Genomic DNA, 22,614 nt, shown 5'->3' with positions numbered 1-22,614 from the left:
GGCTGTCCGGGGCGCGACGTAGGCTGACCGTCGTGACCAGTAGCCCTCCCGGTGCCAGCGAGACCGACCTCGGGCGCAAACGCCGTGCCCGCAAGATCGGCCGGGTGCTGGCCGAGACGCATCCCGACGCGCACTGTGAGCTGAACCACAGCAGTCCGCTGGAGTTGGCCGTCGCCACCATTCTCTCCGCGCAGTGCACCGACAAGAAGGTCAACGAGGTCACCCCCAAGCTCTTCGCCCGCTACCCGAGCGCCGCCGCGTACGCCGGGGCCGACCGGGGCGAGATGGAGGAGCTGATCCGGCCCACCGGCTTCTACCGCAACAAGACGGACTCACTGCTCAAGCTCGGCCAGGCCCTGGTGGACCGGTACGACGGCGCTGTCCCCGGCCGGCTCGCCGACCTGGTCACCCTGCCCGGCATCGGCCGCAAGACCGCCAACGTGATCCTCGGCAACGCCTTCGACGTCCCGGGGATCACCGTCGACACGCACTTCCAGCGGCTGGTGCACAGGTGGCGGCTCACCGCCGAAAGCGACCCGGTCAAGATCGAGCACGCGGTCGGCGCGCTGTACGAGAAGCGCGACTGGACGATGCTCTCGCACCGGATCATCTTCCACGGTCGACGGGTCTGTCACGCCCGCAAGCCGGCCTGCGGCGCGTGCACGCTCGCCAAGCTCTGCCCCTCGTACGGCACCGGGCCGACCGAGCCGGCCGCCGCCGCGAAGCTGCTCAAGGGGCCCCGCGCCCGCGACCTCGCGGTGGCCGCCGGGGTCGACCCGGAACTGGTGCCCGCCCAGGCGGTCGCCGCGGAGGTGCCGTGAAACGCCCGCTCACCCTCCTGGTCCTCCCGCTGCTGCTGGCCGCCGTCGGCTGCACCAGCGACCCGGCCGACGATCAACCGACTTCCCGGCCGGCCGCCGCCGAGCGCCCGTCGCCGTTCCGGGACTGCGCCACGCTGACCACGCCGCCCGCGTCTCCCGACACGTCCGGTGCTGGCACCGCGTCCCCCGGCGCGACGGCCTCCGGTGGGCAGGCGCTGCCGGCACTGACGCTGTCCTGCTTCACCGGCGGCGCTCCGGTCGCGCTCGCGGACGTGGCAGGGCCGGCGGTCATCAACGTGTGGGCGTCCTGGTGCCCGCCGTGCCGCAAGGAGCTGCCCGCCTTCCAGCGGCTGAGCGAGCGGGCCGCCGGCCAGCTCCAGGTCGTCGGGGTCAACAGCCGGGACAGCCGCAGCGGTGCCCAGTCCATCGGCGAGGATTTCGGCGTGCGATTCCCGATCCTTGTCGACCAGGGGGAGGCGCTGCAACGCGAGCTGAGGCGCAACGCCATCCCATTGACCCTCTTCGTCGACGCCGACGGTCGGGTCCGGCACATCGACGCCACCGGCGCGCTCGACGACGCCCAGCTCAGCAAGCTGGTCCGCCAGCACCTCGGCCTCACGGTGACCGTGTGACCCGCCGACCACCCGAGTGGATCGAGCCGTTGCTGACCCGGCTCGGCACCGCCCGCGCCGAGGACTTCACCCGGCTGACCACTCCGTCCGAGGGCGGTCGGGAGAGCGCGGTGCTCGTGCTGCTCGGCGAGCAGCCCGGCGCGGGCCCGGACGTGCTGGTCCTGCAACGCGCGGCCACCCTGCGCAACCACGCCGGCCAGCCGGCCTTTCCCGGGGGTGCGGCCGACCCGGAGGACGCCGACGCCCGAGCCACCGCCCTGCGCGAGGCCAACGAGGAGGTCGGCCTCGACCCGACCAGCGTGACGGTGCTGGCCGAGCTGCCCAAGCTGTGGATTCCGGTCAGTGACTTCGTGGTCACGCCGGTGCTGGCCTGGTGGCACGACCCGCACCCGGTGCACCCCCGCGAACCGGCCGAGGTGGCGCACGTCGCCCGCCTGCCGGTCAGCGAACTCGTCGATCCGGCCAACCGGCTCCGGGTCCGGCACCCCAGCGGCTGGATCGGGCCGGCGTTCTCGGCCCGCGGGATGCTCGTCTGGGGCTTCACCGCCGGGGTGCTCTCCACCCTGCTGGAAATGGGCGGCTGGGCCCGTCCGTGGTCGCGTAGCCGGGTCGTGGAGCTTCCGCCGACCGGGGCGACCCCGGCACCGTCGGCCGGCACCGACGACGCCGACGAGACCGCCTTGCGCTGACCGCGCGGTCACCATCCGCAAGCGATGGTCATCTGGCGGGCGCACTGCCCGTACGCTTGACCCGTGTCCGTCGTGGATCTCGTCCTGCTGCTGCTCATGCTCGTGTTCGCGATCAGCGGATACCGCCAGGGCTTCGTCATCGGCGTCACGTCGCTGTCCGGCTTCTTCCTCGGCCTGCTGCTGGGTCTCCAGCTCGGGCCGTTGTTCGCCAGGCAGTTCGCGGACGCCGGCACCCGTGTGCTGATCTCGCTGGTGGCGATCTTCGGGCTGGCGGTGGTGGGCCAGGCGCTGGCCGGCTGGCTCGGTTCGCACCTGCGCAAGACGATCACCAGCGACGTGGGCAGACGGGTCGACGACGTCGGCGGGGCGCTGGTCTCGCTCTTCGCGGTGCTTCTGCTCGCATGGCTCGTGGCGGTGCCGCTCGGCTCGTCCTCGGTGCCCTGGCTCGCCGCGTCGGTCCGTAACAGCGCGTTGATCACGGTGGTCAACCGGGTCCTGCCCGAGCAGGCCCACCAGTTGTCCACAGCCCTGGAGGACACCGTCGACACCGACGGCTTCCCGGACGTCTTCGGTGACCTCGCGCCGACCCGGGCCCGGCAGGTCGATCCGCCGGACCCGGCGCTGGCCGGCTCACAGGTGGTGGTCAACGGTCAACAGTCGGTCGTCAAGGTGCTCGGTTCCGCGCCGAGCTGTTCCCGCCGCATCGAGGGCTCCGGCTTCGTCTACGCCGACGACCGGGTGATGACCAACGCGCACGTCGTCGCCGGCACCCGGTCGGTCGCCGTCGAGCTGGGCGGCGAACGGTACGACGGCAAGGTGGTCGTCTACGACCCGAACCGGGACCTGGCCGTGCTGCTGGTGCCCGGGCTGCCCGGCCCGTCCCTGCGGTTCGCCGCCGGCAACGCGGGCAGCGGCTCGGACGCGATCGTGCTCGGGTTCCCGCTCGACGGTCCGTACAACGCGCAGTCGGCGCGTATCCGCGACGTTGACCGGATCAAGGGCCCGGACATCTACTCCGAGAACGACGTCACCCGGGAGATCTACACGATCCGGGCGCTGGTCCGCAGCGGCAACTCCGGTGGTCCGCTGCTCTCCGCCAACGGCCTGGTGCTCGGAGTGATCTTCGCGGCGGCGTCCGACGACCCGAACACGGGCTTCGCGGTGACCGCAGCCGAGGCCCGCCCGGTGGCCCTGGCCGGCGCCGAGCGCAACCGGCAGGTGGCCACCGGCGAGTGCACCTGAGCGGCGCGCCGGGTCAGCTCGGGCTCGGCATGGCGGGCCGCCGGACGCTCGGCAGCTTCGCCCGGCCCCACCGCACGCTTCGGTCCAGCACGGCGCGAGCCATGATCGCGACGCAGGTGCCGCCGTTGAGGAACGAGGCCACCACGTCGCTCGGGTGGTGCATCCCCCGGTACATGCGGGTCAGCGCCACCCCCAGCGGCACCAGCAGCAGCGCCCACCAGGCGACCTTCGCGCCGGTGCTGCGCGCCCGCAGCGCCATCAGCACGGCGATCCCGACGTAGAGCGCGACGGCCGCCGAGGTGTGCCCGGACGGGAAGCTCGACGTGGGCGGCGAGACGTCCATGTGCTCCACCGCCGGCCGTCGCCTGTCGATCGCGATCGTGGTCAGCAGGAACACCAGCGCCTGGGCGGTCACCGCGGCGCACAGGAACAGCGGCTCCCGCCAGCGCTTGAGCCAGAGTCGTAGCGCCAACGCCACCAGCACGGTGACGACCACGATCATCTGGGTGCTGGCCAGCGTGCTGAACACCAGCGAGACGTTGTTCCACTCGCCGGTGCGGTCGGCGGCCAACTCCCGGTTGACCGCGTCCTCCACCGTGAACGGCCAGGTCCGGGCGAACACCCGGGTCACCAGCACCCCGAGCAGCACCATGACGCCGAACAGCACTGACACCGGCAGCAGCACGCGCCGGACGATCTGGACCATGGTGTCGGACATGCGTGCGCCAGTACCCAACCGGCGTCGCCGGCACGCCTCAGGCCGCCCCCGGCTGCCGTTCGACCTCGGGGGCGAGGCCGTCGCGGGTCGGCCGGACCGGCCGGCGGCCGGTGTGCGCCCGCCAACTGGTGAACGCGGCGGTGGTCGCCGCGACCACCGCCACCCCGAGCAGCCAGCCGCCCAGCACGTCGCTGGTGAAGTGCACGCCGAGCGCCACCCGGCTGAGTCCGGTCACGACGGTGAGCAGCACTGCGCCGACCCAGAGCGCCGCCCGCCCCAGCCCCCGCCCGGCGTACGGGAGGAGCACCAGCAGCAGCACCCCGGCGGCCAGTGTGGCGTTGAGCGCGTGCCCGGAGGGGAACGAGTAACCGGCGGCCCGTGCCACCGGGTCCAGCAACTCCGGCCGGTCCCGGCCGACGAGCAGCTTGAGCAGCGGCCCGATGAGCCCGCCAACGATCATGGTGGTGGCCGCCCAGAGAGCCAGTCGGCGGGCGCCCCGACGCACCAGCCAGACCACCAGCAGCACCGCGACGGCCCGCAGCGGCATCGGCGCGAACACCTCGGTCCAGATCCGCATCAGCACCACCCAGGCCGGATGGTCCTGCGCATAGCTGTGCAGCGCGTCGGTGACCGCGTTGTCCAGCCGGCGCAGCGGCGCCCACGCGCCGAGCACCAGCAACGTGAGCAGCGCGAAGGGCACCAGAATCAGGAACGCCGCCGCCGCGGCCACTGTCAGCCGCAGCCCCAGCGCGTGGTCCGGGTCGAGCCGGCGGCGCCGCCAGGACGGCCGGCCGGCGGGGGCGGGAGAGAGCGGACGACGCGTACGCATCTGTCGGTTCTACCCGACCCGGACGCCGATCAGACCTTCCGGGGACACCCGGTCAACGAATCCGGCGTCGCAGACGACGGGCCAGGAGGGCGGCGCCGCCGAGCAGGCCGACGAGGAGCACGACGGCGGTCCAGAGCTGCTTCGGCGCGGACGGGTCCTGACCGCCGGCCGCCCGAGCCGTCCACTGGCTCTGCTGGTGGGGCGCGGAGAGACCGAGCGGGTCGCTACCGGCTCCGGCCACCGGGTTGTCGTCGGCGGTGCCGGGCGCCGGACCGAACCCGGTGACCCCGGGCGAGGTCTGGTCGTCCAACGGGTTGACGGTCACCGGCGGCACGTCAGCGGTGAGCGCGGCCACCGGGTCGACCACGCCGTACCCGAAACGGTCGTCGCGCCCGGTCGGGCCGATGTCCCGGGCGGTGGCCAGCAACCGGTTGACCACCTCGCCGGCAGGCATCTGCGGGTAGCGGGACCGGACCAGCGCGGCGGTGGCCGTCACCAGCGGTGCGGCGAAACTGGTGCCCTGGACGCGCCAGTACCCACCGGGCGGCTTGGCCCCCACCAGTCCGCTGGCCGGAGCGGTGAGCACCGTCGCCCGGCCGGTGATCGACCCGGACCAGAGGTTGTCGCTGCTGCGTTCGAGGCCGGCGACCGCGATGACACCCGGCTCGCGGGCCGGGTACCACACCTGGGTGCTGCTGGAGGTGGCCAGGTTGCCGGTGCACGCGATCACCACCACGTCCCGGACGAACGCGTAGTCGAGAGCCGCCGCCAGGGCCGGGCTGTCGCCGCTGCCGCCCAGCGACAGGTTGATCACGCGAGCGCCGTTGTCGACGGCCCAACGAACCCCCTGGGCGACGATCAGCGCGTCGTCGTAGCGGTTGTCCTTGTCGAGCACCCGGACCGGCAGGATCCGGGCGTCCGGCGCCAGGCCGACGACGCCGCGCTTGTCGTCGTTGCGGCCGGCGATCAGGCCGGCGACAGTGGTGCCGTGGCCCACCGGGTCCGGGCCCGGCCCGCCCTCGGGGCCGACCAGGTCCCGGCCGGGCAGCACCTGCCCGACCAGGTCGGGATGCGTGCCGTCCACCCCGGAGTCCACCACGGCGACGGTCACCCCCCGGCCGGTCGAGGTGCGCCAGGCCGTCTCGGCCCGCAGCTCGTCGAGTTGCCACTGCTCGTCGCGGACCTGGTCGGTGCGGGCGACGGCGTCACCGGGCGCGAACGCCATCGGCATGCCGGCGAGCTGACCACCGCCGGTGGGCGCGGCGGTGGGCGCGGCTGCGGCGGTGGGGGTCACGACGGCGAGCGCCGCGGCCACACCGAGCAGCGCCCGGCCGGTCGCTCGACGGGCCGTCGACGGACCGCTGTGCCGCACCCGAGTCACATCCTCAGCCATTCATCCCGACGGAACCATGACGATCGGAGATTACCGGTTTTCCCACCAGTCACGGGAAGAACTGGCGAGTCAGGTCAGGATGGCGGTAGTTGTGCGAGCTGAACGAGGCGTACGCCCTCCCGCCTGGTGACCAGCCGACCACGCCCCGGTGGCAGCGGGCCGGGCCGCACCGACCCGACGAGCGCGCCCTCCTCGGGGCTGCCCGCCATCACCAGACCGGAGGTGGACAACTCCCGCAGTCGCTGCACGATCGGCTCGTACTGGGCCCGGCCCGCGCCACCGGAGCGGCGGGCCAGCACCAGGTGCAGTCCGATGTCCCGGGCGTGCGGCAGGTGCTCCTCCAGCGCCCGCAACGGGTTCGCCGGCCCCGCCGCCACCAGGTCGTAATCGTCCACCAGCACGAACAGCTCCGGCCCCGACCACCAGGAGCGGTCCCGCAGCTGCTGCGGCGTGACCTCCGGCCCGGGCGCCCGTCGCTCCAGGTAACCCGCCGCCGACTCGATCAGGTCGGTGGTGTGCGCGGCAGCGGTGCCGTACCCGATCAGATGCGGCGTCTCGATGGCGCCGAGCAGGCTGCGTCGGTAGTCGACGAGGATCACCCGGGCCTGCTCGGGCGTGAACCGGGTGACGATCGACGTGGCCAGCGCGCGCAGGAACGAGGACTTGCCGCACTCCGAGTCGCCGAAGACCACGAAGTGCGGCTCGGTGGCGAAGTCGAGCAGCACCGGACGCAGGTCCGCCTCCGCGACACCGATCGGTAGTCGCAGCCCGGTCGTCGCGGCGAGGTCCAGATCGGCGTACGGCAGCACCGGCGGGAGCAGTCGCACCCAGGGCGCCGGTGCGCCCGCCCACCCCTCGGCGGCGCGCTTGACCAGGTCGGCGGTGTCCGCACCGGCGGTGCCGAGCTGCGGCAGCGCGGTGAGGAAGTGCAGGCTCTCGGCCGTCACCCCCCGGCCGGGGCGCTCCGGCACGTTCGCCGCCGCACGTCTGGCCACCAGCGAGTCGGCCGGGTCGCCGAGGCGCAACTCCAGCCGGGAGCCGAACAGGTCCCGGATCGCCGGACGGAAGTCCAGCCAGCGCAGCGCGGTGGCGACCACGTGCACGCCGTACGACAGACCCCGGGTGGCCAGGTCGGTGACCAGCGGCTCCAGGTCGTCGTACTCGCTGCGCAGGGTGCTCCAACCGTCGATCACCAGGAACACGTCACCGAACGGATCACCGCCCGGCTGCCCGGCCGCCGCCGCCCGCCGCTGCCGGTACGCGGCCATCGACTCCACACCCGACTCCGCGAAGCGGCGTTCCCGGTCGGCCAGCACCGTGGTCATCTCGCCGACGGTCCGTCGTACGGCGGTCGGGTCGGCGCGGCCGGTCACCCCGCCCACGTGCGGGAGATCGCGCAGCGCGGCCAGCCCGCCACCGCCGAAGTCCAGGCAGTAGACCTGCACCTCGGCCGGTGTGTGGGTGAGCGCCAGCGCGCACACCAGCGTCCGCAGCGCTGTGGACTTGCCGCTCTGCGGCGCGCCCACCACCGCGACGTGCCCGGCCGCGCCGTCCAGCGCCAGCCAGAGGAGGTCACGGCGTTGCTCCAACGGCCTGTCCACCAGGGCGAGCGGCACGCCGAGCGCGCCGTGCAGCTCCGGGTTGCCGACGGTGAGCCCGCGCTTCGGGTCCACCTCGACCGGGCCGAGGAGTTCGTCGAGGGCCGGCGGCTGCCCGAGCGGCGGAAGCCAGACCTGGTGCGCCGGGGGGCCCTGCCCGACGAGCCGGTCGACCAGAAGGTCGAGCAGCGTCTCCCGGGCCTCGTCCTCGGCCGGGGTGGGCGCCGCCGGGACCGCCGGCTCGGGCACCGGCACGACGTGGGTGGTGAACGTGAGCAGCCGGGCGTTCCCCTCCGCGACGCCGCCGCCGGTCGCGGCCCGCCGGCGGACGGCGCCGGAGACGTACGCGGCCTTGAACCGGACCAGCGGGTCGGTGCCGGCGCGCAGGTAGCCGTGGCCCGGCGAGCGGGGCAGCTCGTGCGCGTCCGCCACCCCCAGCACGGTGCGGGACTCCAGCGCGGAGAAGGTGCGCAACCCGATCCGGTACGACAGGTGCGTGTCCAACCCGCGCAGCCGCCCCTCCTCCAACCGCTGGCTGGCCAGCAACAGGTGTACGCCCAGCGAGCGGCCCAGCCGGCCGATCTGCACGAACAGGTCGATGAAGTCGGGCTTGGCGGAGAGCAGCTCGGAGAACTCGTCGCAGATCAGCAGGAGCGACGGCAGCGGGGCGAGCGGGCTGCCCGCCGAGCGGGCCCGCTCGTAGTCGCGCACGCTGGCGAAGTTGCCGGCGCGCCGCAGCAACTCCTGGCGGCGGACCAGCTCGCCGTTGATGGCGTCCACCATCCGGTCGACCAGGGGCAACGCGTCGGCCAGATTGGTGATCACGGCAGCGGTGTGCGGCAGCCTGTCGAACGAGGCGAAGGTGGCGCCGCCCTTGAAGTCGACGAGCACGAAGTTGAGCTGCTCGGAGCTGTGCGTGGCGGCGAGCCCGAGCACCAGCGTGCGGAGCAGCTCGGACTTTCCGGAACCGGTCGCCCCGATCAACAGGCCGTGCGGGCCCATCCCGTCCTGGGCGGACTCCTTCAGGTCCAGTTCGATCGCCCCGCCGTCCGCGCCCACCCCGATCGGCACCCGCAGCCGGTCCCGTGCCGAGCGTGGCAACCAGCCCTGTTCCGCTGTGAAACTCTCCGGGTCACCGAGACCGAGCAACTCGGGGAGGCCCAGGTCGGCCTGGAGCGGCGCGTCCGGGCCGCGGGCCGCGCCGGCGAGCCGCAGCGGCGCCAACCGGCGGGCCACCGCCTCCGCGTCGGCCAGCTCCAACTGGTCGGCGGTGCCCACCTCGGCGTGCCCGTCCGACGAGAACGAGTGCAGCCGACGGCCGTGCAGCTCCAGCAGCAGCGCGTACCGGTCCAGCAGGCGGGGCGGTGGGGTGTCCAGGTCCAGCACGGTGACCGCGTCGATGCCGCCGTCACCGGTCAGGTCACTCGCGCCGGTGAGGTCCCCGCCGTCGAGGACCACCACCACGTGCGGGCCGTCGGTGGCCGGGCCGGTCGGGCTGAACCGCGACCGGCTGGCCAGCACGTCCGCCAGCAGCGCCTCCAGTTCGGCGGCGGAGCTGGTGACCAGGCGTACCGGCCCGAGCGCGTCGGTGCGGCCGGGGTGGTGGGCGTGCGGGAGCCACTTCACCCACTCCCAGCGGGCGCGGCGCTCCGGCCCCGCGCACACCGCGACGAGCAGTTCGTCGGGGGCGTGGAAGACCGCCAGTTGGGTCAGCACGGCCCGGACCAGCGCCTGCGCCGCCGGGTCACCGGTGGGCGGACCGCCGGCGGTCGCGGTGGTCGCGCCGGCGCGGCCGGCCGGCCGCACGTGCACCCGGGCGAAGCTGCGCAACGACAGCGCCACCGGCAGGTCCGGCACCACGGAGTACGTGTCCAGGAAGCGGCGCAGCGCGCCGGCGGTCATCGGCTCCAGCTCCTCCAGCGGGCGGGTGACCGGCGGGACGAGCGGCGTGGCCAGGGTCTGTGGCCCGACGGCGACGCGGACCACCGCGAAGTCCGGGTCGGCGGGGCGTCGTTCCCAGACCCGGTGGCTGTCCACCGTCGACCAGAGCCCGCCCGGGTCCGGGTGCCGGTAGTAGAGCCCGGCCCGCTGCTGCCCGGCCGTGCGCCGGACCCGCCGACGCAGCGTGGCCAGGTGGCGCAGGTACTCCCGGCGCGCGGCCATCATCTCGGACTTCTTCGGGGTCCCGGAGGCGCTGCCCCAGGAGGTCACCAGCATCGCCAACGAGGACAGGCCGAACATCCCACCCACGACGTACGAGTAGGCGCCACCGCCCCGACCGAACATCATCGCCATCGCCACGGTGCCACCCAGCATGGGCAGCAGCATGAACATCTGCTGCCATCGCCCGCCGGCCACCACAGGGATCTCCGGTGGCGCCTCCACCGCCAACTCACCGCCGGGAATCTCCGGTGCCGGTCGACGCGGCGGGCGCTTGATGACGACGGTGGACACGCGCCCTCCTGACAGCGCTGGGTAACCCGAGCCTGGCTCATCGTAGGTAAAGTCCTGTCGTCCGCGCAGCCTCCGATCCCAGTCGATATGGAGACCAGTCGATGACAACCGGCTTGGCCCGCGTCACCATCAGCGCGCCGCAACGACGGGTGGACGTCGCCCTGCCGGAGCAGACGCCCCTGGCCGAACTGCTGCCGGACGTGCTCCGGCACGCCGGGGTCGGGCTGGCCGACGACGGTGAGCAGCACGGCGGTTGGGTGCTTCGCCGTACCGACGGCGCGCCGCTGGTGACGGCCCAGGCGCTGCTGCCGCAGGGGGTCCGCGACGGCGAGGTGCTGCACCTCGTGCCGGCCCGCGCCCACTGGCCCGAGCTGGAGTACGACGACGTCATCGAGGCGATCGCCGACGGCGCCCGCCGCCGCGGTGGGGCCTGGTCACCCACCGCCACCCGGGCGGCCGGTCTGGCCGGCGCCGCCGTGCCGCTCGCCGTCGGGCTGCTCGCGCTGTTCGCCGGTGGTCCGGCGCACCGCAACGGTTGGCTGGCGGCCGCCGCCGTGGCGCTGGTGCTCACCGTGGCCGGCACGGTCTTCTCCCGCGCCAACGGCGACGGCGCCGCCGGGGCGACGCTCGGCGGCTACGCGCTGCCCTACGCCTTCACTGCCGGCGCGCTCGCGGTCGGCTCCGGCGACCCGGTCGGACCGTTCGGCCCGGCCCGCTGGGTGGGCGCTCCCGAGCTGCTGGCCGGTTCGGTCGCGCTGCTGCTGGTGGCGCTGATCGGTCTGCTCGGCGTGGCCAGCCGGCTGCGGGTCTTCGTCGCCGGTGTCACGGTCGGGCTGGTCGGCGTCGGCGCCGCGCTCGGCGGGCTGCTGATGACCCCGTCCGGCACGGCGGCGGTGCTGCTCAGCGCGCTGGTGTTCGCCATCGGCGTGATCCCGCTGCTGGCGATCCGGCTCGGCAAGCTGCCGCTACCGCCGATCACGCTGCCGACCTCGACTCCGACGGAGGCGCCGGAGCGGCCCCGGGACCTGCCGCAGCGGAGCCGGGTGCACGCCGCGGTGATCCGTACCGAGGAGATCCTGACCGGGATGCTGATCGGGCACGCGCTGCTGGCGGTGGCCGCTGCTGTCGTTCTCGGGGTCTCGGGCGCGACGGCTGGCCGGGTGCTGGTGGCGGTCACCTCGGCCGTGCTGCTGCTGCGGTCGCGGCTGTTCGTGGCGGTGCGGCACCGGGTGCCGACGGTGCTCGCCGGGCTCGCCGGCTACGCGGTGCTGGGTGCCGTACTGGTCGGCCGGGCCGACGACGCCGGACGGTTGACGCTGGTCCTGGGCGGCACGGCGTTGGCCCTGGTGACGGTCGCCGCCGGCACCGGGTACGCCCGGCGGCCCGTCTCGCCGTACCTGGGCAGGGTCGCGGACCTCACCGACACGGCCCTGGTGGTGGCGGTGGTGCCGATCGCCTGCGCGGTGCTCGACCTGTACGACAAAGCCCGAGGGCTGCTCGGTTGAGCGGCCCCCGGGCCCGGTGCGTCAGATGCCGTCAGTGGGTGGATTCGCCGCGTGCCTCGGCCTCCCGGGCCCGCCGGTAGGAGGCCTGGATCTCGGCCTCGGCCTCGACGCGGCCGACCCAGGTCGCGCCCTCCACCGACTTGCCGGGCTCCAGGTCCTTGTAGACCTCGAAGAAGTGCTGGATCTCCAGGCGGTCGAACTCGCCCAGGTGGTGGATGTCGCGCAGGTGCTCCTGCCGGGGGTCCTCGTAGGGCACGCAGAGGACCTTGTCGTCCCCGCCCTTCTCGTCGGTCATCCGGAACATGCCGATGGTGCGGCAGCGGATCAGGCAGCCCGGGAAGGTCGGCTCGGGGACCAGCACCAGGGCGTCCAGCGGGTCGCCGTCCTCGCCGAGGGTGCCCTCGATGAACCCGTAGTCGGCCGGGTACTGGGTGGACGTGAAGAGGGTGCGGTCCAGCCGGATCCGGCCGGTCGCGTGGTCCACCTCGTACTTGTTTCGGTGACCCTTGGGGATCTCAACCGTCACGTCGAAATCCATCTGCACGCTCCCTCGTCTGCCCACGCTGGCTTACGGAAACAATGGCGGCCCTCGGACAGGTCAAATGCCCACCCGCCGACTCCGGCCGCCGCATAGTCTTCGGACCGAAGTAGTGTCACCCAAGCCGATTTTCGCTGGGGGAGGAGGGGGTCGTGGGGAGGGAAGATTCACACTACCGTCCGGACAGGGGCTCCGCGCCCGGTACCGGACGATCCGGCTCGGGAAGCGCCAAGGGGCGGGTCCCGGTGCCGGGGGCGCACCTTCCGAAAACCCCCGAGCCGGCCGGCGCGGCACCGGAGACGGTGCCCGAGCGGCCCCCGCCACTGCCCTGGCGCCCACCGACCGACCCGCACAACGTCCCGTCCGGCCCGAACACCGGTCGTTTTCCCACTGTCGGTGCGGGAAGCGCCAGCGTGCCGGTCAGCCCCGCGCCCGGTCGGGCAGTTCCCGGCTCCGCCGGCGTCCCCCCGGTGGGTCCGCCGATCTCCGCGTTGCCCGCGCCCGCCGGCGCCGCGCCGACGCCCGTTCCCGCCGCGCCCCGCCGCCGCGGGCGGCTGGCGGTGGTGCTGGCGGCCGTGCTCGTGCTGGTGCTCGCCAGCGTCGGTGTCTTCATCGCCCGACCCGGCCCGGTCGCCGGGTGGTTGGGTGACGACGCCGGGTCCGCGCCGAACGCCGCCGGCGCGACAGCGGACCCGGCGCCGGGGGACGTGCTGGCGGGCCCGGACCCGAACGCCCCGATGCCCAGCCCGGACGGGGTGCGCGCCGCCCTCGACCCGCTGGTGGGCACCGCCGCGCTGGGGCCCCGGGTGAACGTCTCGGTGGCCGATGTGATCTCCGGCCAGACGCTGTTCGCGAAGGGGGCGGACAACGGCACGGTGCCCGCCTCGGTCACCAAGCTGGCGACGGCGGTGACGGTGCTGGCCGCCCGGGGGCCCGGTCACCGGATTCCCACCCGTGCGGTGGCCGGCGCGAAGCCCGGTGAGGTGGTGATCGTCGGGGGTGGAGATCCGACCCTGGCGATCGACAAGAAGGGCTACTACACCGGCGCGGCCCGCCTCGACGACCTGGCCGCCCAGGTCCGCACCGCACTCGGCGGTACCGCCCCGACGAGCGTGACTGTCGACGGGTCGGTCTACTCCGGCCCGGTCTACGGCCCCGGCTGGGACGACGACATCCCCACCGGCGGCTCCGGCGGAGCGATCACCGCGTTGATGACCGACGGCGCCCGCAAGGACCCGAGCGTCGGGCCCGGGGCGGCCCTGCGGTTCACCGATCCGGACCTCGCCGCCGGCAGGTCGTTCGCCCGGCTGCTCGGGGTGCCGACCGAGACCGTGAAGCGGGGTACCGCCCCGGTTGCCGCCCAGGCCGCCGGGGGCGCGACCTCGGCGCCCGGCGCCGAACTCGGTGTGGTGCAGTCCCCGCCGCTGATCCGGCTGGTCGACGTGATGATCAGCGAGAGTGACAACCTGGTGGCCGAGGCGCTAGCCCGGCAGGTCGCGTTGGCCCGCAACCAGCCGGCCTCCTTCGACGGCGGTGCCGCCGCGATGGACGCCGAGGTGGCCGAGCTGGGTCTGCCGGCCGACGAGATCACCGTCTCCGACGGCAGCGGCCTGTCCCGCCGCAACCGGATCAGCCCGTCACTGCTGACCGATCTGATCCGGCTGGCCGCCAGCCCGGACCATCCGGAGCTTGCCGGCGTCTTCGGCGGCCTGCCGGTGGGCGGTTGGTCCGGCACGCTCGGCGAGCGCTACGGCACCGCCGCCGGCACCGCCGCAGGGGCGGGCAGCGTCCGGGCCAAGACCGGCACCCTGACCGGCGTGCACTCCATCGCGGGCCTCGTCACGACCGCCGACGGCCGGTTGTTGACCTTCGCGGTGCTCACCGACAAGGTGCCCGGCGGTAAGGAGACCGCCCAACCCGCCCTGGACCGGATCACCTCCGCGCTCGCCACCTGCGGCTGCGGCTGACCCGCGGCGACGGCCCCCGCGAACGGCCACCACCGTCGATCGCCGGATGCGAGCCCGGGCCGGGGTGTCGCGGCGCGGGTACGGTGGGTCCATGGCGCAGTTCGTGGACTGGGATCTGGCCGCCGCCACCGCGGGGGCGTTGAGCAAGTCGGGCCCCCGCGTGTCGTACGCCGAGGCCACCGACGTGGTCGGCGATCTGCGCCGGCTGACCGACGAGGCGGCCGGACACGTGGCCGACTACACCGGGCTGCGGGCGCAGGTGGCGCATCCGCCGGTGCGGGTGGTCGACCGCAGGGACTGGGCCGCGACGAACATCGCCGGCCTCCGCGAGGTGATCACGCCGCTGATGAGCCGGCTCTCCGGCGACAAGCAGCCGGGCGCGTTGACCGAGGCGATCGGGTCCCGGCTGACCGGCGTGCAGGCCGGAACGGTGCTGGCCTACCTCTCCGGCCGGGTGCTCGGCCAGTACGAGGTCTTCTCGGCCGACCCGGGCCAACTGCTGCTGGTGGCGCCGAACATCGTCGAGGTCGAGCGGAAGCTCGGCGCCGACCCCCGGGACTTCCGGCTCTGGGTGTGCCTGCACGAGGTCACCCACCGCACCCAGTTCACCGCCGTGCCGTGGATGCGGGCCTACTTCCTCAGCGAGGTGCAGGCGTTCGTCGACGCCTCGTCCAGTGGGAGTGAGCACCTGGTCGAGCGGCTGCGGCGCGGGGTGGCCACGCTCTCCGACGCGGTCCGCGACCCGGAGAGCCGCACCAGCGTGCTGGACATCGTGCAGACCCCGGCGCAGCGGGCCGTGCTGGACCGGCTCACCGCGCTGATGACCCTGCTGGAGGGGCACGCCGAGTTCGTCATGGACGGCGTGGGCCCGGCGGTGATCCCGAGCGTGGAGCGGATCCGGGCGTCGTTCAACAGGCGTCGGGAGGCGGGCAACCCCCTGGAGAAGGCGATCCGCCGGCTGCTCGGCGTGGACGTCAAGATGCGCCAGTACGCCGAGGGTCGCAAGTTCGTGCACGGTGTCGTCGAGCGGGTCGGCATGGAGGGCTTCAACTCGATCTTCGGCTCGCCGCTCACCCTGCCCCGGCTGTCGGAGCTGGGCGACCCGGACGCGTGGGTCGCACGGGTGCACGGCCCGGCCGGCACCTTCCCGACCGCTGGCTGACCACCCGCCAGTGGCCGCGCTCGCCCCACCGGTGGCCGCGATCCGGGTGGCCGTGCGCCGCGCGTTGGCCGGTCTGCCGTCCGCCGGTCCGGTGCTCGTCGCCTGCTCCGGCGGCGCCGATTCGCTCGCCCTGGCGGCGGCCACCGTGTTCGTGGCGCCCCGGTTGGGCCGTGCCGCCGCGCTCGTCAGCGTCGACCACGGCCTGCAGGCCGGTTCGGCCGAGCGCGCCGAGGCCGTGGCGAGCTGGGCTCGCGAGGTCGGCTTCGCGTCGGCGACGGCGGTACGGGTGGCGGTGGCCGGGCGTCCCGGCGGGCCGGAGGCGGCCGCCCGCGCTGCCCGTTACGAGGCGTTGAGCGCTGTGGCCCGGCAGCGGCACGCGGTGGCGGTGCTGACCGGGCACACCCGCGACGACCAGGCGGAGACGGTGCTGCTCGCGCTCGCCCGGGGCGCCGGCCCGCGCGGGCTGGCGGGGATGCCGGCCCAACGGGACCTGGACGGGGTGCCGCTGCTGCGTCCGTTACTGGACATCGATCGGGAGCAGACCCGGGCCGCGTGTGCCGCGCTCGGGTTGGAGCCGTGGCAGGACCCGCACAACACCGACCCGTCGTACGCCCGGTCGAGGGTGCGGGCCGACCTGCTGCCGGCGCTGGTGCGGGCGCTCGGGCCCGGCGTGGTGGACAACCTGGCGCGTACCGCCCGGTTGGTGGCCGCCGACAACGCCGCGCTCGACGATGTGGCGGAGGCGGCGCTGGCGGCGGCGCGGCACCCCGACGGCGGGCTCTCGGTGCCGGTGCTGCTCGGCCTGGTCCCGGCGGTGCGTGGCCGGGTGCTGCACTCCTGGGCCCGGGAGCTGGGGGCCGCGCCGGGCGCGTTGTCGCACCGCCACGTCGACGCCCTGGACGCCCTGGTCACCGCCTGGCGCGGTCAGGGCCCGGCGGACCTGCCGGGCGGTGTCCGGGTGTTCCGCGGGGCCGACCGGTTGGCGCTTGTCACGCCGGGCTGAGCGCCCTGGTCAACCGCTGTGCGCCCGGTCCCGGAAGGTCGTCCGGTAGCTGTGTGGGGTGGCCCCGACCCGGCGGCTGAAGTGGTGCCGGAGCGCTGCCGCGTCGCCGAAGCCGGACTGGTCGGCCACCGCCTCCACGCTCAGCGGCGTCTCCTCCAGCAGTCGTCGGGCGAGCAGCACCCGCTGGTTGGTGAGCCAGTCGTGCGGGGTGGTGCCGGTCTCGGCGCGGAACCGCCGGGCGAACGTCCGTGGCGCCATGCCGGCGCGGGCGGCCAACTCCTCCACCGTGATCGTCCGGTCCAGGTGACCCATCAGCCACTCGAGCACCGGCTCCAGGGTGGGCGCCTCGGGCGCCTTGGGGATGGGCGCCTCGACGTACTGGGACTGGCCGCCGTCGCGGTGCGGTGGGACCACCATCCGCCGGGCCAGCCGGGTCGCGGTGGCCGAGCCGTGCTCCTGGCGGATCAGGTGCAGGCAGGCGTCGATGCCGGCCGCCGTGCCGGCGCTGGTGAGCAGCCGGCCGTCGTGGACGTAGAGCGAGTTGCACCGGACCCGCGCACGCGGGTGGCGACGTTGCAGCTCGTCCACGTGCCGCCAGTGGGTGGTGCACTCCCGGTCGTCGAGCAGGCCGGCCTCGCCGAGCAGGAACGCCCCGGAGCAGACGCTGAACAGGTGCGCGCCGCGTGCGTCGGCCCGGCGCAGCGCGTCGAGGACCGGGCCGGGCACCGTGGTGCCCTGACTGTGCGCGGGGACGGCGACCAGGTCGGCCTCGTCGACCGGGCCCAGGTCGGCGTGCGGCGTGAGGTGGAAGCCCGATGAGGTACGCACCGGAGCGCCGTCCGGGCTGCACAGCTGGAAGCGGTAGCCGGGGAAGCCGTCAGCGGTGCGGTCGGTGCCGAAGACCTCGGCCAGCACGCCGAGCTCGAAGGGGGCGACCTGGTCGAGGACGATGACGGCGATGGATCGCAGCATGTGACGAGGGTAACCCGACAGGTGGCAGTAAATCGATGGCCGATGGCATTCCTGCCACTGTCCGGGCGGTTGGAGTGGGCGCAGACTGTTCTCAGTCCGGTGCGCACCGGCGGCGAAACCGACAGCAACCATGCGAAAGTGAGCGCCGCCATGGAGTTCCTGTTCCTCCTCCTGTTCCTCGTCCTGCTCGCTGCCGCCTCGGCGGCCGGGCTCACCGCTGACAGCCACGACTCGGCGGACTGGAAGCCGAGCGATGACGGTCGCCGATGGCGTTCCCGTACCAACTGATGTGATTGGCATAATTCGCGTAGAAAATCCTCGGGGGGACCGCGCCAAAAGGTGCGGCCCCGCCGACGGAGGCCGGCGGACGTACGGCAGGCTAGGAGTCATGGCTGACGGCTCCTGGTACGACGCCGACATCGACCACGTGATCATCTCCGAGGCGCAGATCCGCGAGAAGACAGCGGAGCTGGCCAAGCAGGTCTCCGCCGACTACGCCCACGTGGGCGACGGGCTCCTGCTGGTGTGCGTCCTCAAGGGCGCGGTGATGTTCATGGCGGACTTCGCCCGGGCGCTGGGCCGCAACGGTCCCCCGGCGGAGCTGGACTTCATGGCCATCTCCTCCTACGGCCAGGGCACCACCTCCTCCGGCGTGGTGCGCATCCTCAAGGACCTGGACCGGGACATCGCCGGCCGGCACGTGGTGGTCGTCGAGGACATCGTCGACTCCGGGCTCACGCTGTCCTGGCTGCTGCGTTACCTCGAGTCGCGGTCGGCGGCGAGCGTCGAGGTCGTCGCGCTGTTCCGTAAGCCGGACGCGGTCAAGGTGCCGGTCCCGGTGAAGTACGTCGGCTTCGACATCCCCACCGAGTTCGTGGTCGGGTACGGCCTGGACTTCGGCGAGCGCTACCGGGAGCTGCCGTACGTCGGGGTGCTCAAGCCCGAGGTGTACGCCCGCTCCTGACCTCCCTCGGCCCGGTCGGGCGGTTCGTCCGGCCGCGCGCGGTCGACCCGTATCGGCATTCGTCAAGCCGACGTTCAGCGCACTCTCAGCGAATGCGGTTACCGTGGAGCACGGTGGTGCGGAGGAAACTCCGCGCTCGACCCCCTCGACCGCGTGACCGGGCGTTCGGGTGGCCGAGCCGGACTCCCCGCCACGCCGGTCCCAACCCGGACCCGCCGTACGCGTCGCGGGGCTGGTGGGCCTGCCCATGGTGTGTGCCGTCGATGTCGGAGGCGCGCCGGGCGCGGGGCTCGCCGGCTCACTCCTCGCGTACCCGGGCTTTCGATTGTGCACGACTGCGGGGCTCGCAAGCTCACTCCTCGCGTACACGGTGTACCGTCGAATGACCGCGGCGCGGCAGTTTTCGCGCCTCGGGGTCGAGGCCGGCCCGCACGGCGGCTCCGGCCGCCGCTCGACGCGGCGACATCATCAGACGGTCAGGATGTCGATCAGGAGGATGCGGGCGCTCCGGCGCTCGACAACAGTATGGAACGTACGCGTTTCTTCCGCCGACCGGTGGTCTGGATCATCCTGGTCATCCTCGGCGCCGTTGTGCTCAGTCAGTTGTTCACCGCTGGTCCCAGCTACCACCGGGTGGACACTTCCGTTGCGCTCGACCAGCTGCACACCGCCAAGATCAATAAGGTCGTCTTCCAGGACAAGGAGCAGACGGTCCAACTGGACCTCGCCCAGAAGACGAAGTTCGGCAAGACCGAGACCGACAGGATCGAGGCGCAGTTCCCCTACCAGGCCGGCGACCAGGTCTGGAACGAGGTGCTGGACGCCAAGGCGGCCAACCGGGTCACCGGCCCGGCCGACGTCAAGGTCTCCTCGGACAGCATCTGGGTGAGCCTGCTGGTCAACCTGCTGCCGATCGCGCTGCTCGTGCTCCTGCTGCTGTTCTTCATGTCGCAGATGCAGGGCGGCGGCTCCCGGGTGCTCAACTTCGGCAAGTCCAAGGCCAAGATGATCACCAAGGACACCCCGAAGACGACCTTCGCGGACGTCGCGGGTGCCGAGGAGGCCGTCGAGGAGCTGCACGAGATCAAGGACTTCCTGCAGAACCCCGCGAAGTACCAGGCCCTCGGCGCCAAGATCCCGAAGGGTGTGCTGCTGTTCGGCCCGCCCGGTACGGGTAAGACGCTGCTGGCCCGCGCGGTCGCCGGCGAGGCAGGGGTGCCCTTCTACTCCATCTCCGGCTCGGACTTCGTGGAGATGTTCGTCGGTGTCGGCGCCAGCCGGGTCCGCGACCTGTTCGAGCAGGCCAAGACCAACGCTCCGGCGATCGTCTTCGTCGACGAGATCGACGCCGTCGGTCGGCACCGCGGCGCCGGCATGGGCGGCGGTCACGACGAGCGCGAGCAGACCCTCAACCAGCTGCTCGTCGAGATGGACGGCTTCGACACCAAGGGCGGGGTCATCCTGATCGCCGCCACCAACCGGCCGGACATCCTCGACCCGGCGCTGCTGCGCCCGGGCCGGTTCGACAGGCAGATCCCGGTGGACGCCCCCGACATGGAGGGCCGCAAGGCCATCCTGCGGGTGCACGCCAAGGGCAAGCCGTTCACGCCCGACGTCGACCTCGACTCGGTGGCACGGCGGACCCCGGGCTTCAGCGGCGCCGACCTGGCCAATGTGATCAACGAGTCGGCCCTGCTCACCGCCCGTAAGGACCAGCGGGCGATCACCAACGACTCGCTTGAAGAGTCGATCGACAGGGTGATCGCCGGTCCGCAGCGCCGGACCCGGGTGATGAGCGACCAGGAGAAGAAGATCACCGCGTACCACGAGGGTGGGCACGCGCTGGTCGCCTGGGCGCTGCCGCACGCCGCGCCGGTGCACAAGGTGACGATCCTGTCCCGTGGCCGCTCGCTGGGCCACACCCTGGTGCTCCCCACCGAGGACAAGTACACCCAGACCCGCGCCGAGATGATCGACACCCTGGCGTACGCGCTGGGCGGTCGGGCCGCCGAGGAGCTGGTCTTCCACGAGCCGACCACCGGCGCCGGCAACGACATCGAGAAGGCCACCCAGCTGGCCCGCGCGATGATCACGCAGTACGGCATGAGCTCCAAGCTCGGCGCGATCAAGTACGGCACCAGCGGGGACGAGCCGTTCCTCGGCCGCAACATGGGCCACGAGCGGGACTACTCGGACTCCGTCGCCGCCGAGATCGACGGCGAGATGCGGGCCCTGATCGAGCTGGCGCACGACGAGGCCTGGGAGATCCTGGTGGAATACCGGGACGTCCTGGACAACATCGTGCTCGAGCTGATGGAGAAGGAAACCCTCTCCACCGCCGACATGGCCCGGATCTGCTCCCGGGTGGTCAAGCGCCCGCCGCTGGCCCCGTACAACGGCTTCGGCAAGCGCCAGCCGTCCACCGAGCCGCCCGTGCTCACCCCTGCGGAGAAGGACGCGCTCAAGGCGCAGGCCCAGGCCGACGGCGCGCAGGCGTCCGTCGGTGGCGGGTCGCCGTCCAGCAACAACTCGGACGGTACGCACTGAGCAGCAACGACCCGACGGCCAGCTCCCCCCACCGGGAGCTGGCCGTCTCCGCGACCGAACCCGACGGCGACGACGAGCTGGACTACGTGGCCGCGCGGCTGATCAGCGGCAAGCTGACCGGCCGCCCCGTCGAGGACGCTGTCGACCTCGGCCGCATCGAGAAGGCCGTCCGCGAGATCCTGATCGCCGTCGGCGAGGACCCGGACCGCGACGGCCTCCAGCAGACCCCGGCCCGGGTGGCCCGCGCGTACGCCGAACTCTTCGCCGGGTTGCGGGTCGACCCGGCCCAGGTGCTCAGCACCACCTTCGAGGCCAACCACGAAGAGCTGGTGATCGTCCGGGACATCGACGTGATGAGCCTCTGCGAGCACCACCTGCTGCCGTTCCGGGGCAGCGCGCACATCGGTTACATCCCCGGTCCCGACGGGCGCATCACCGGCCTCTCCAAGCTGGCCCGACTGGTCGAGGTCTTCGCCCGCCGGCCCCAGGTGCAGGAGCGGCTCACCTCGCAGGTCGCCGACCTGCTGATGAGCAAACTCGAACCACGCGGCGTCGTCGTCGTGCTGAAGTGCGAGCACATGTGCATGGCGATGCGCGGCATCCAGAAGTCCGGCGCCAAGACGATCACCTCGGCCGTCCGCGGCATCCTGCAAACCGACTCCAAGTCGCGGGCCGAGGCGATGGCCCTGATCATTCCCCGCTGACACCGACGCACCACGGCCGGCCGACTCCCACCGGGAGCGGCCGGCCGATCCATGTCCGCGACCATCCGGCCCGGTCAGTCCGCGTCGTTCCGCTGCGCGCCCCGCTTCGGTCGGCCCGGCCCGGTCAGTCCGCGTCGTTCCGCTGCGCGCCCGGGTCGGTCAGCCCGGCCCGGTCAGCCAGCGAGCAGGGCGAGCAGCAGGCCCGCGGTGGCCAGCACCGCCGGCACGAGGCACACCAACGCGCCGAAGCGCACGGTGCGGTCCAGCCGCTCGTCAGGACCGACCCGGAACAACCGCCCGATGCCCAGCCAACCGGCGACGAACGCGACCGCCGGCATCGGCAGACCGCAGATCAGCGCCGCCACGGTGGCCGGTCCCACCCCCGTCGCCGCGTACACCGCAAGCTGGATCAGTGGCACCAGCAGCGCGAACGGCCCGTACACCAGGAAGTTGCGGGCTCGCGCGGGCCACGACCCGGGCCGGAGCCGGCCGCGCGCGGCCAGGGCCGCGTCCGCCGCCTCGGCCCGCCCACGCGCGGCCCGCAGCGCCGCCAGCACGGCCGCCGGACCACCCGACATCGACCGGGCCGCCTCGGTCACCTCCGGCGGCGAGGGCACCAGAGAGATCGCGGGTACGCCCAACTCGCGCAGCCGGTCCTGCTGGGTCGCCAGCCCGGTGCGAACCACAGTCAGCTCCTCGCGGGCCGCCTCCGCCGACCGGGCCTGCTCACCGGCCGCCGTGGCGGCGCCGCGGCGTACCCCGTCAAGCTGTCGGGCCGCGGCCAGATACTCCGCCCACGCCGTGGCCGGCTCGACAGCCGCCGGCCGGGCGGCCCGCTGCCGGCCCGGCCCGGCCACCGCCGCGTGCGGACTCACC

At 73.4% G+C, this 22,614-nt stretch carries 19 protein-coding genes; 12 read left to right on the top strand and 7 right to left on the bottom strand.

The window, feature by feature from the left end:
• The first annotated feature begins 2 nt into the window (after positions 1 to 2).
• The 4 genes from nth (at position 3) to O7634_RS07765 (ending at position 3,384) form a co-directional block, all read left to right on the top strand.
• On the top strand, positions 3 to 821 hold the full coding sequence (nth, locus tag O7634_RS07780; protein ID WP_278153902.1) for an endonuclease III: 819 nt from the start codon (positions 3 to 5) through the stop codon (positions 819 to 821).
• The gene (locus O7634_RS07775) at positions 818 to 1,453 is read left to right on the top strand and encodes a TlpA disulfide reductase family protein (RefSeq protein WP_278149467.1); all 636 of its coding nucleotides are present in this window, start codon (positions 818 to 820) and stop codon (positions 1,451 to 1,453) included. The genes nth and O7634_RS07775 overlap by 4 nt, the downstream gene beginning before the upstream one ends.
• Positions 1,450 to 2,142 carry a CoA pyrophosphatase gene (locus O7634_RS07770; RefSeq protein WP_278149466.1) on the top strand — a complete coding sequence of 231 codons (693 nt, stop codon included), beginning with the start codon at positions 1,450 to 1,452 and terminating at the stop codon, positions 2,140 to 2,142. Before O7634_RS07775 ends, O7634_RS07770 begins: the two co-directional genes overlap by 4 nt.
• Positions 2,143 to 2,205: 63 nt before the next feature.
• Complete coding sequence (locus O7634_RS07765; RefSeq protein WP_278149465.1) at positions 2,206 to 3,384, top strand: MarP family serine protease; 1,179 nt, start codon at positions 2,206 to 2,208, stop codon at positions 3,382 to 3,384.
• Positions 3,385 to 3,397: 13 nt separating this feature from the next.
• Here O7634_RS07765 and O7634_RS07760 read toward each other — a convergent pair whose 3' ends face one another.
• The 4 genes from O7634_RS07760 to eccCa all read right to left on the bottom strand — a co-directional run bounded on the left by O7634_RS07760 (position 3,398) and on the right by eccCa (position 10,376).
• Positions 3,398 to 4,102, bottom strand: coding sequence for a phosphatase PAP2 family protein (locus O7634_RS07760; protein WP_278149464.1), 705 nt, complete (start codon positions 4,100 to 4,102; stop codon positions 3,398 to 3,400).
• Between the two features lie 37 nt (positions 4,103 to 4,139).
• Complete coding sequence (locus tag O7634_RS07755) at positions 4,140 to 4,931, bottom strand: phosphatase PAP2 family protein (protein WP_278149463.1); 792 nt, start codon at positions 4,929 to 4,931, stop codon at positions 4,140 to 4,142.
• 52 nt (positions 4,932 to 4,983) lie between these two features.
• Positions 4,984 to 6,324 (bottom strand): type VII secretion-associated serine protease mycosin, encoded by a 1,341-nt coding sequence (mycP, locus tag O7634_RS07750; protein WP_278149462.1) that lies wholly within the window; start codon positions 6,322 to 6,324, stop codon positions 4,984 to 4,986.
• Positions 6,325 to 6,398: 74 nt separating this feature from the next.
• The gene (gene eccCa, locus O7634_RS07745) at positions 6,399 to 10,376 is read right to left on the bottom strand and encodes a type VII secretion protein EccCa (RefSeq protein WP_278149461.1); all 3,978 of its coding nucleotides are present in this window, start codon (positions 10,374 to 10,376) and stop codon (positions 6,399 to 6,401) included.
• Positions 10,377 to 10,477: 101 nt separating this feature from the next.
• Between eccCa and eccD the strand changes: the two genes are divergently transcribed.
• Positions 10,478 to 11,881, top strand: coding sequence for a type VII secretion integral membrane protein EccD (eccD, locus tag O7634_RS07740; RefSeq protein ID WP_278149460.1), 1,404 nt, complete (start codon positions 10,478 to 10,480; stop codon positions 11,879 to 11,881).
• Between the two features lie 31 nt (positions 11,882 to 11,912).
• Here eccD and O7634_RS07735 read toward each other — a convergent pair whose 3' ends face one another.
• Positions 11,913 to 12,419 (bottom strand): inorganic diphosphatase, encoded by a 507-nt coding sequence (locus O7634_RS07735; protein ID WP_278149459.1) that lies wholly within the window; start codon positions 12,417 to 12,419, stop codon positions 11,913 to 11,915.
• Positions 12,420 to 12,979: 560 nt separating this feature from the next.
• Here O7634_RS07735 and dacB point away from each other — a divergent pair.
• From dacB to tilS, 3 genes are all read left to right on the top strand, one after another.
• Positions 12,980 to 14,386, top strand: coding sequence for a D-alanyl-D-alanine carboxypeptidase/D-alanyl-D-alanine-endopeptidase (gene dacB / locus O7634_RS07730; RefSeq protein WP_278153901.1), 1,407 nt, complete (start codon positions 12,980 to 12,982; stop codon positions 14,384 to 14,386).
• Positions 14,387 to 14,477: 91 nt separating this feature from the next.
• Positions 14,478 to 15,548, top strand: a complete 1,071-nt coding sequence (locus tag O7634_RS07725; protein WP_278149458.1) for a zinc-dependent metalloprotease — start codon at positions 14,478 to 14,480, stop codon at positions 15,546 to 15,548.
• 10 nt (positions 15,549 to 15,558) lie between these two features.
• The gene (gene tilS, locus O7634_RS07720; RefSeq protein WP_278149457.1) at positions 15,559 to 16,551 is read left to right on the top strand and encodes a tRNA lysidine(34) synthetase TilS; all 993 of its coding nucleotides are present in this window, start codon (positions 15,559 to 15,561) and stop codon (positions 16,549 to 16,551) included.
• Between the two features lie 9 nt (positions 16,552 to 16,560).
• Here tilS and O7634_RS07715 read toward each other — a convergent pair whose 3' ends face one another.
• On the bottom strand, positions 16,561 to 17,523 hold the full coding sequence (locus O7634_RS07715) for a helix-turn-helix domain-containing protein (protein ID WP_278149456.1): 963 nt from the start codon (positions 17,521 to 17,523) through the stop codon (positions 16,561 to 16,563).
• A 42-nt stretch (positions 17,524 to 17,565) separates the two neighbouring features.
• On the opposite strand from O7634_RS07715, the gene O7634_RS07710 reads away from it, so the two are divergent.
• From O7634_RS07710 to folE, 4 genes are all read left to right on the top strand, one after another.
• Positions 17,566 to 17,811, top strand: a complete 246-nt coding sequence (locus O7634_RS07710) for a hypothetical protein (RefSeq protein WP_278149455.1) — start codon at positions 17,566 to 17,568, stop codon at positions 17,809 to 17,811.
• 100 nt (positions 17,812 to 17,911) lie between these two features.
• Complete coding sequence (gene hpt / locus O7634_RS07705) at positions 17,912 to 18,487, top strand: hypoxanthine phosphoribosyltransferase (protein WP_030328005.1); 576 nt, start codon at positions 17,912 to 17,914, stop codon at positions 18,485 to 18,487.
• Positions 18,488 to 19,012: 525 nt separating this feature from the next.
• Complete coding sequence (gene ftsH, locus O7634_RS07700; RefSeq protein WP_278149454.1) at positions 19,013 to 21,034, top strand: ATP-dependent zinc metalloprotease FtsH; 2,022 nt, start codon at positions 19,013 to 19,015, stop codon at positions 21,032 to 21,034.
• A 38-nt stretch (positions 21,035 to 21,072) separates the two neighbouring features.
• Positions 21,073 to 21,738, top strand: a complete 666-nt coding sequence (folE, locus tag O7634_RS07695) for a GTP cyclohydrolase I FolE (RefSeq protein ID WP_278153900.1) — start codon at positions 21,073 to 21,075, stop codon at positions 21,736 to 21,738.
• A gap of 173 nt (positions 21,739 to 21,911) precedes the next feature.
• Here the strand turns inward: folE and O7634_RS07690 are convergent, their stop codons facing one another.
• Complete coding sequence (locus O7634_RS07690) at positions 21,912 to 22,613, bottom strand: hypothetical protein (protein ID WP_278149453.1); 702 nt, start codon at positions 22,611 to 22,613, stop codon at positions 21,912 to 21,914.
• Position 22,614: the final 1 nt, after the last annotated feature.

This window comes from Micromonospora sp. WMMD1120, from assembly GCF_029626235.1.
GTDB lineage: Bacteria > Actinomycetota > Actinomycetes > Mycobacteriales > Micromonosporaceae > Micromonospora.
The sequence above is the reverse complement of the archived record's forward strand: the minus strand, read 5'-3'. Positions and strand labels throughout refer to the sequence as shown.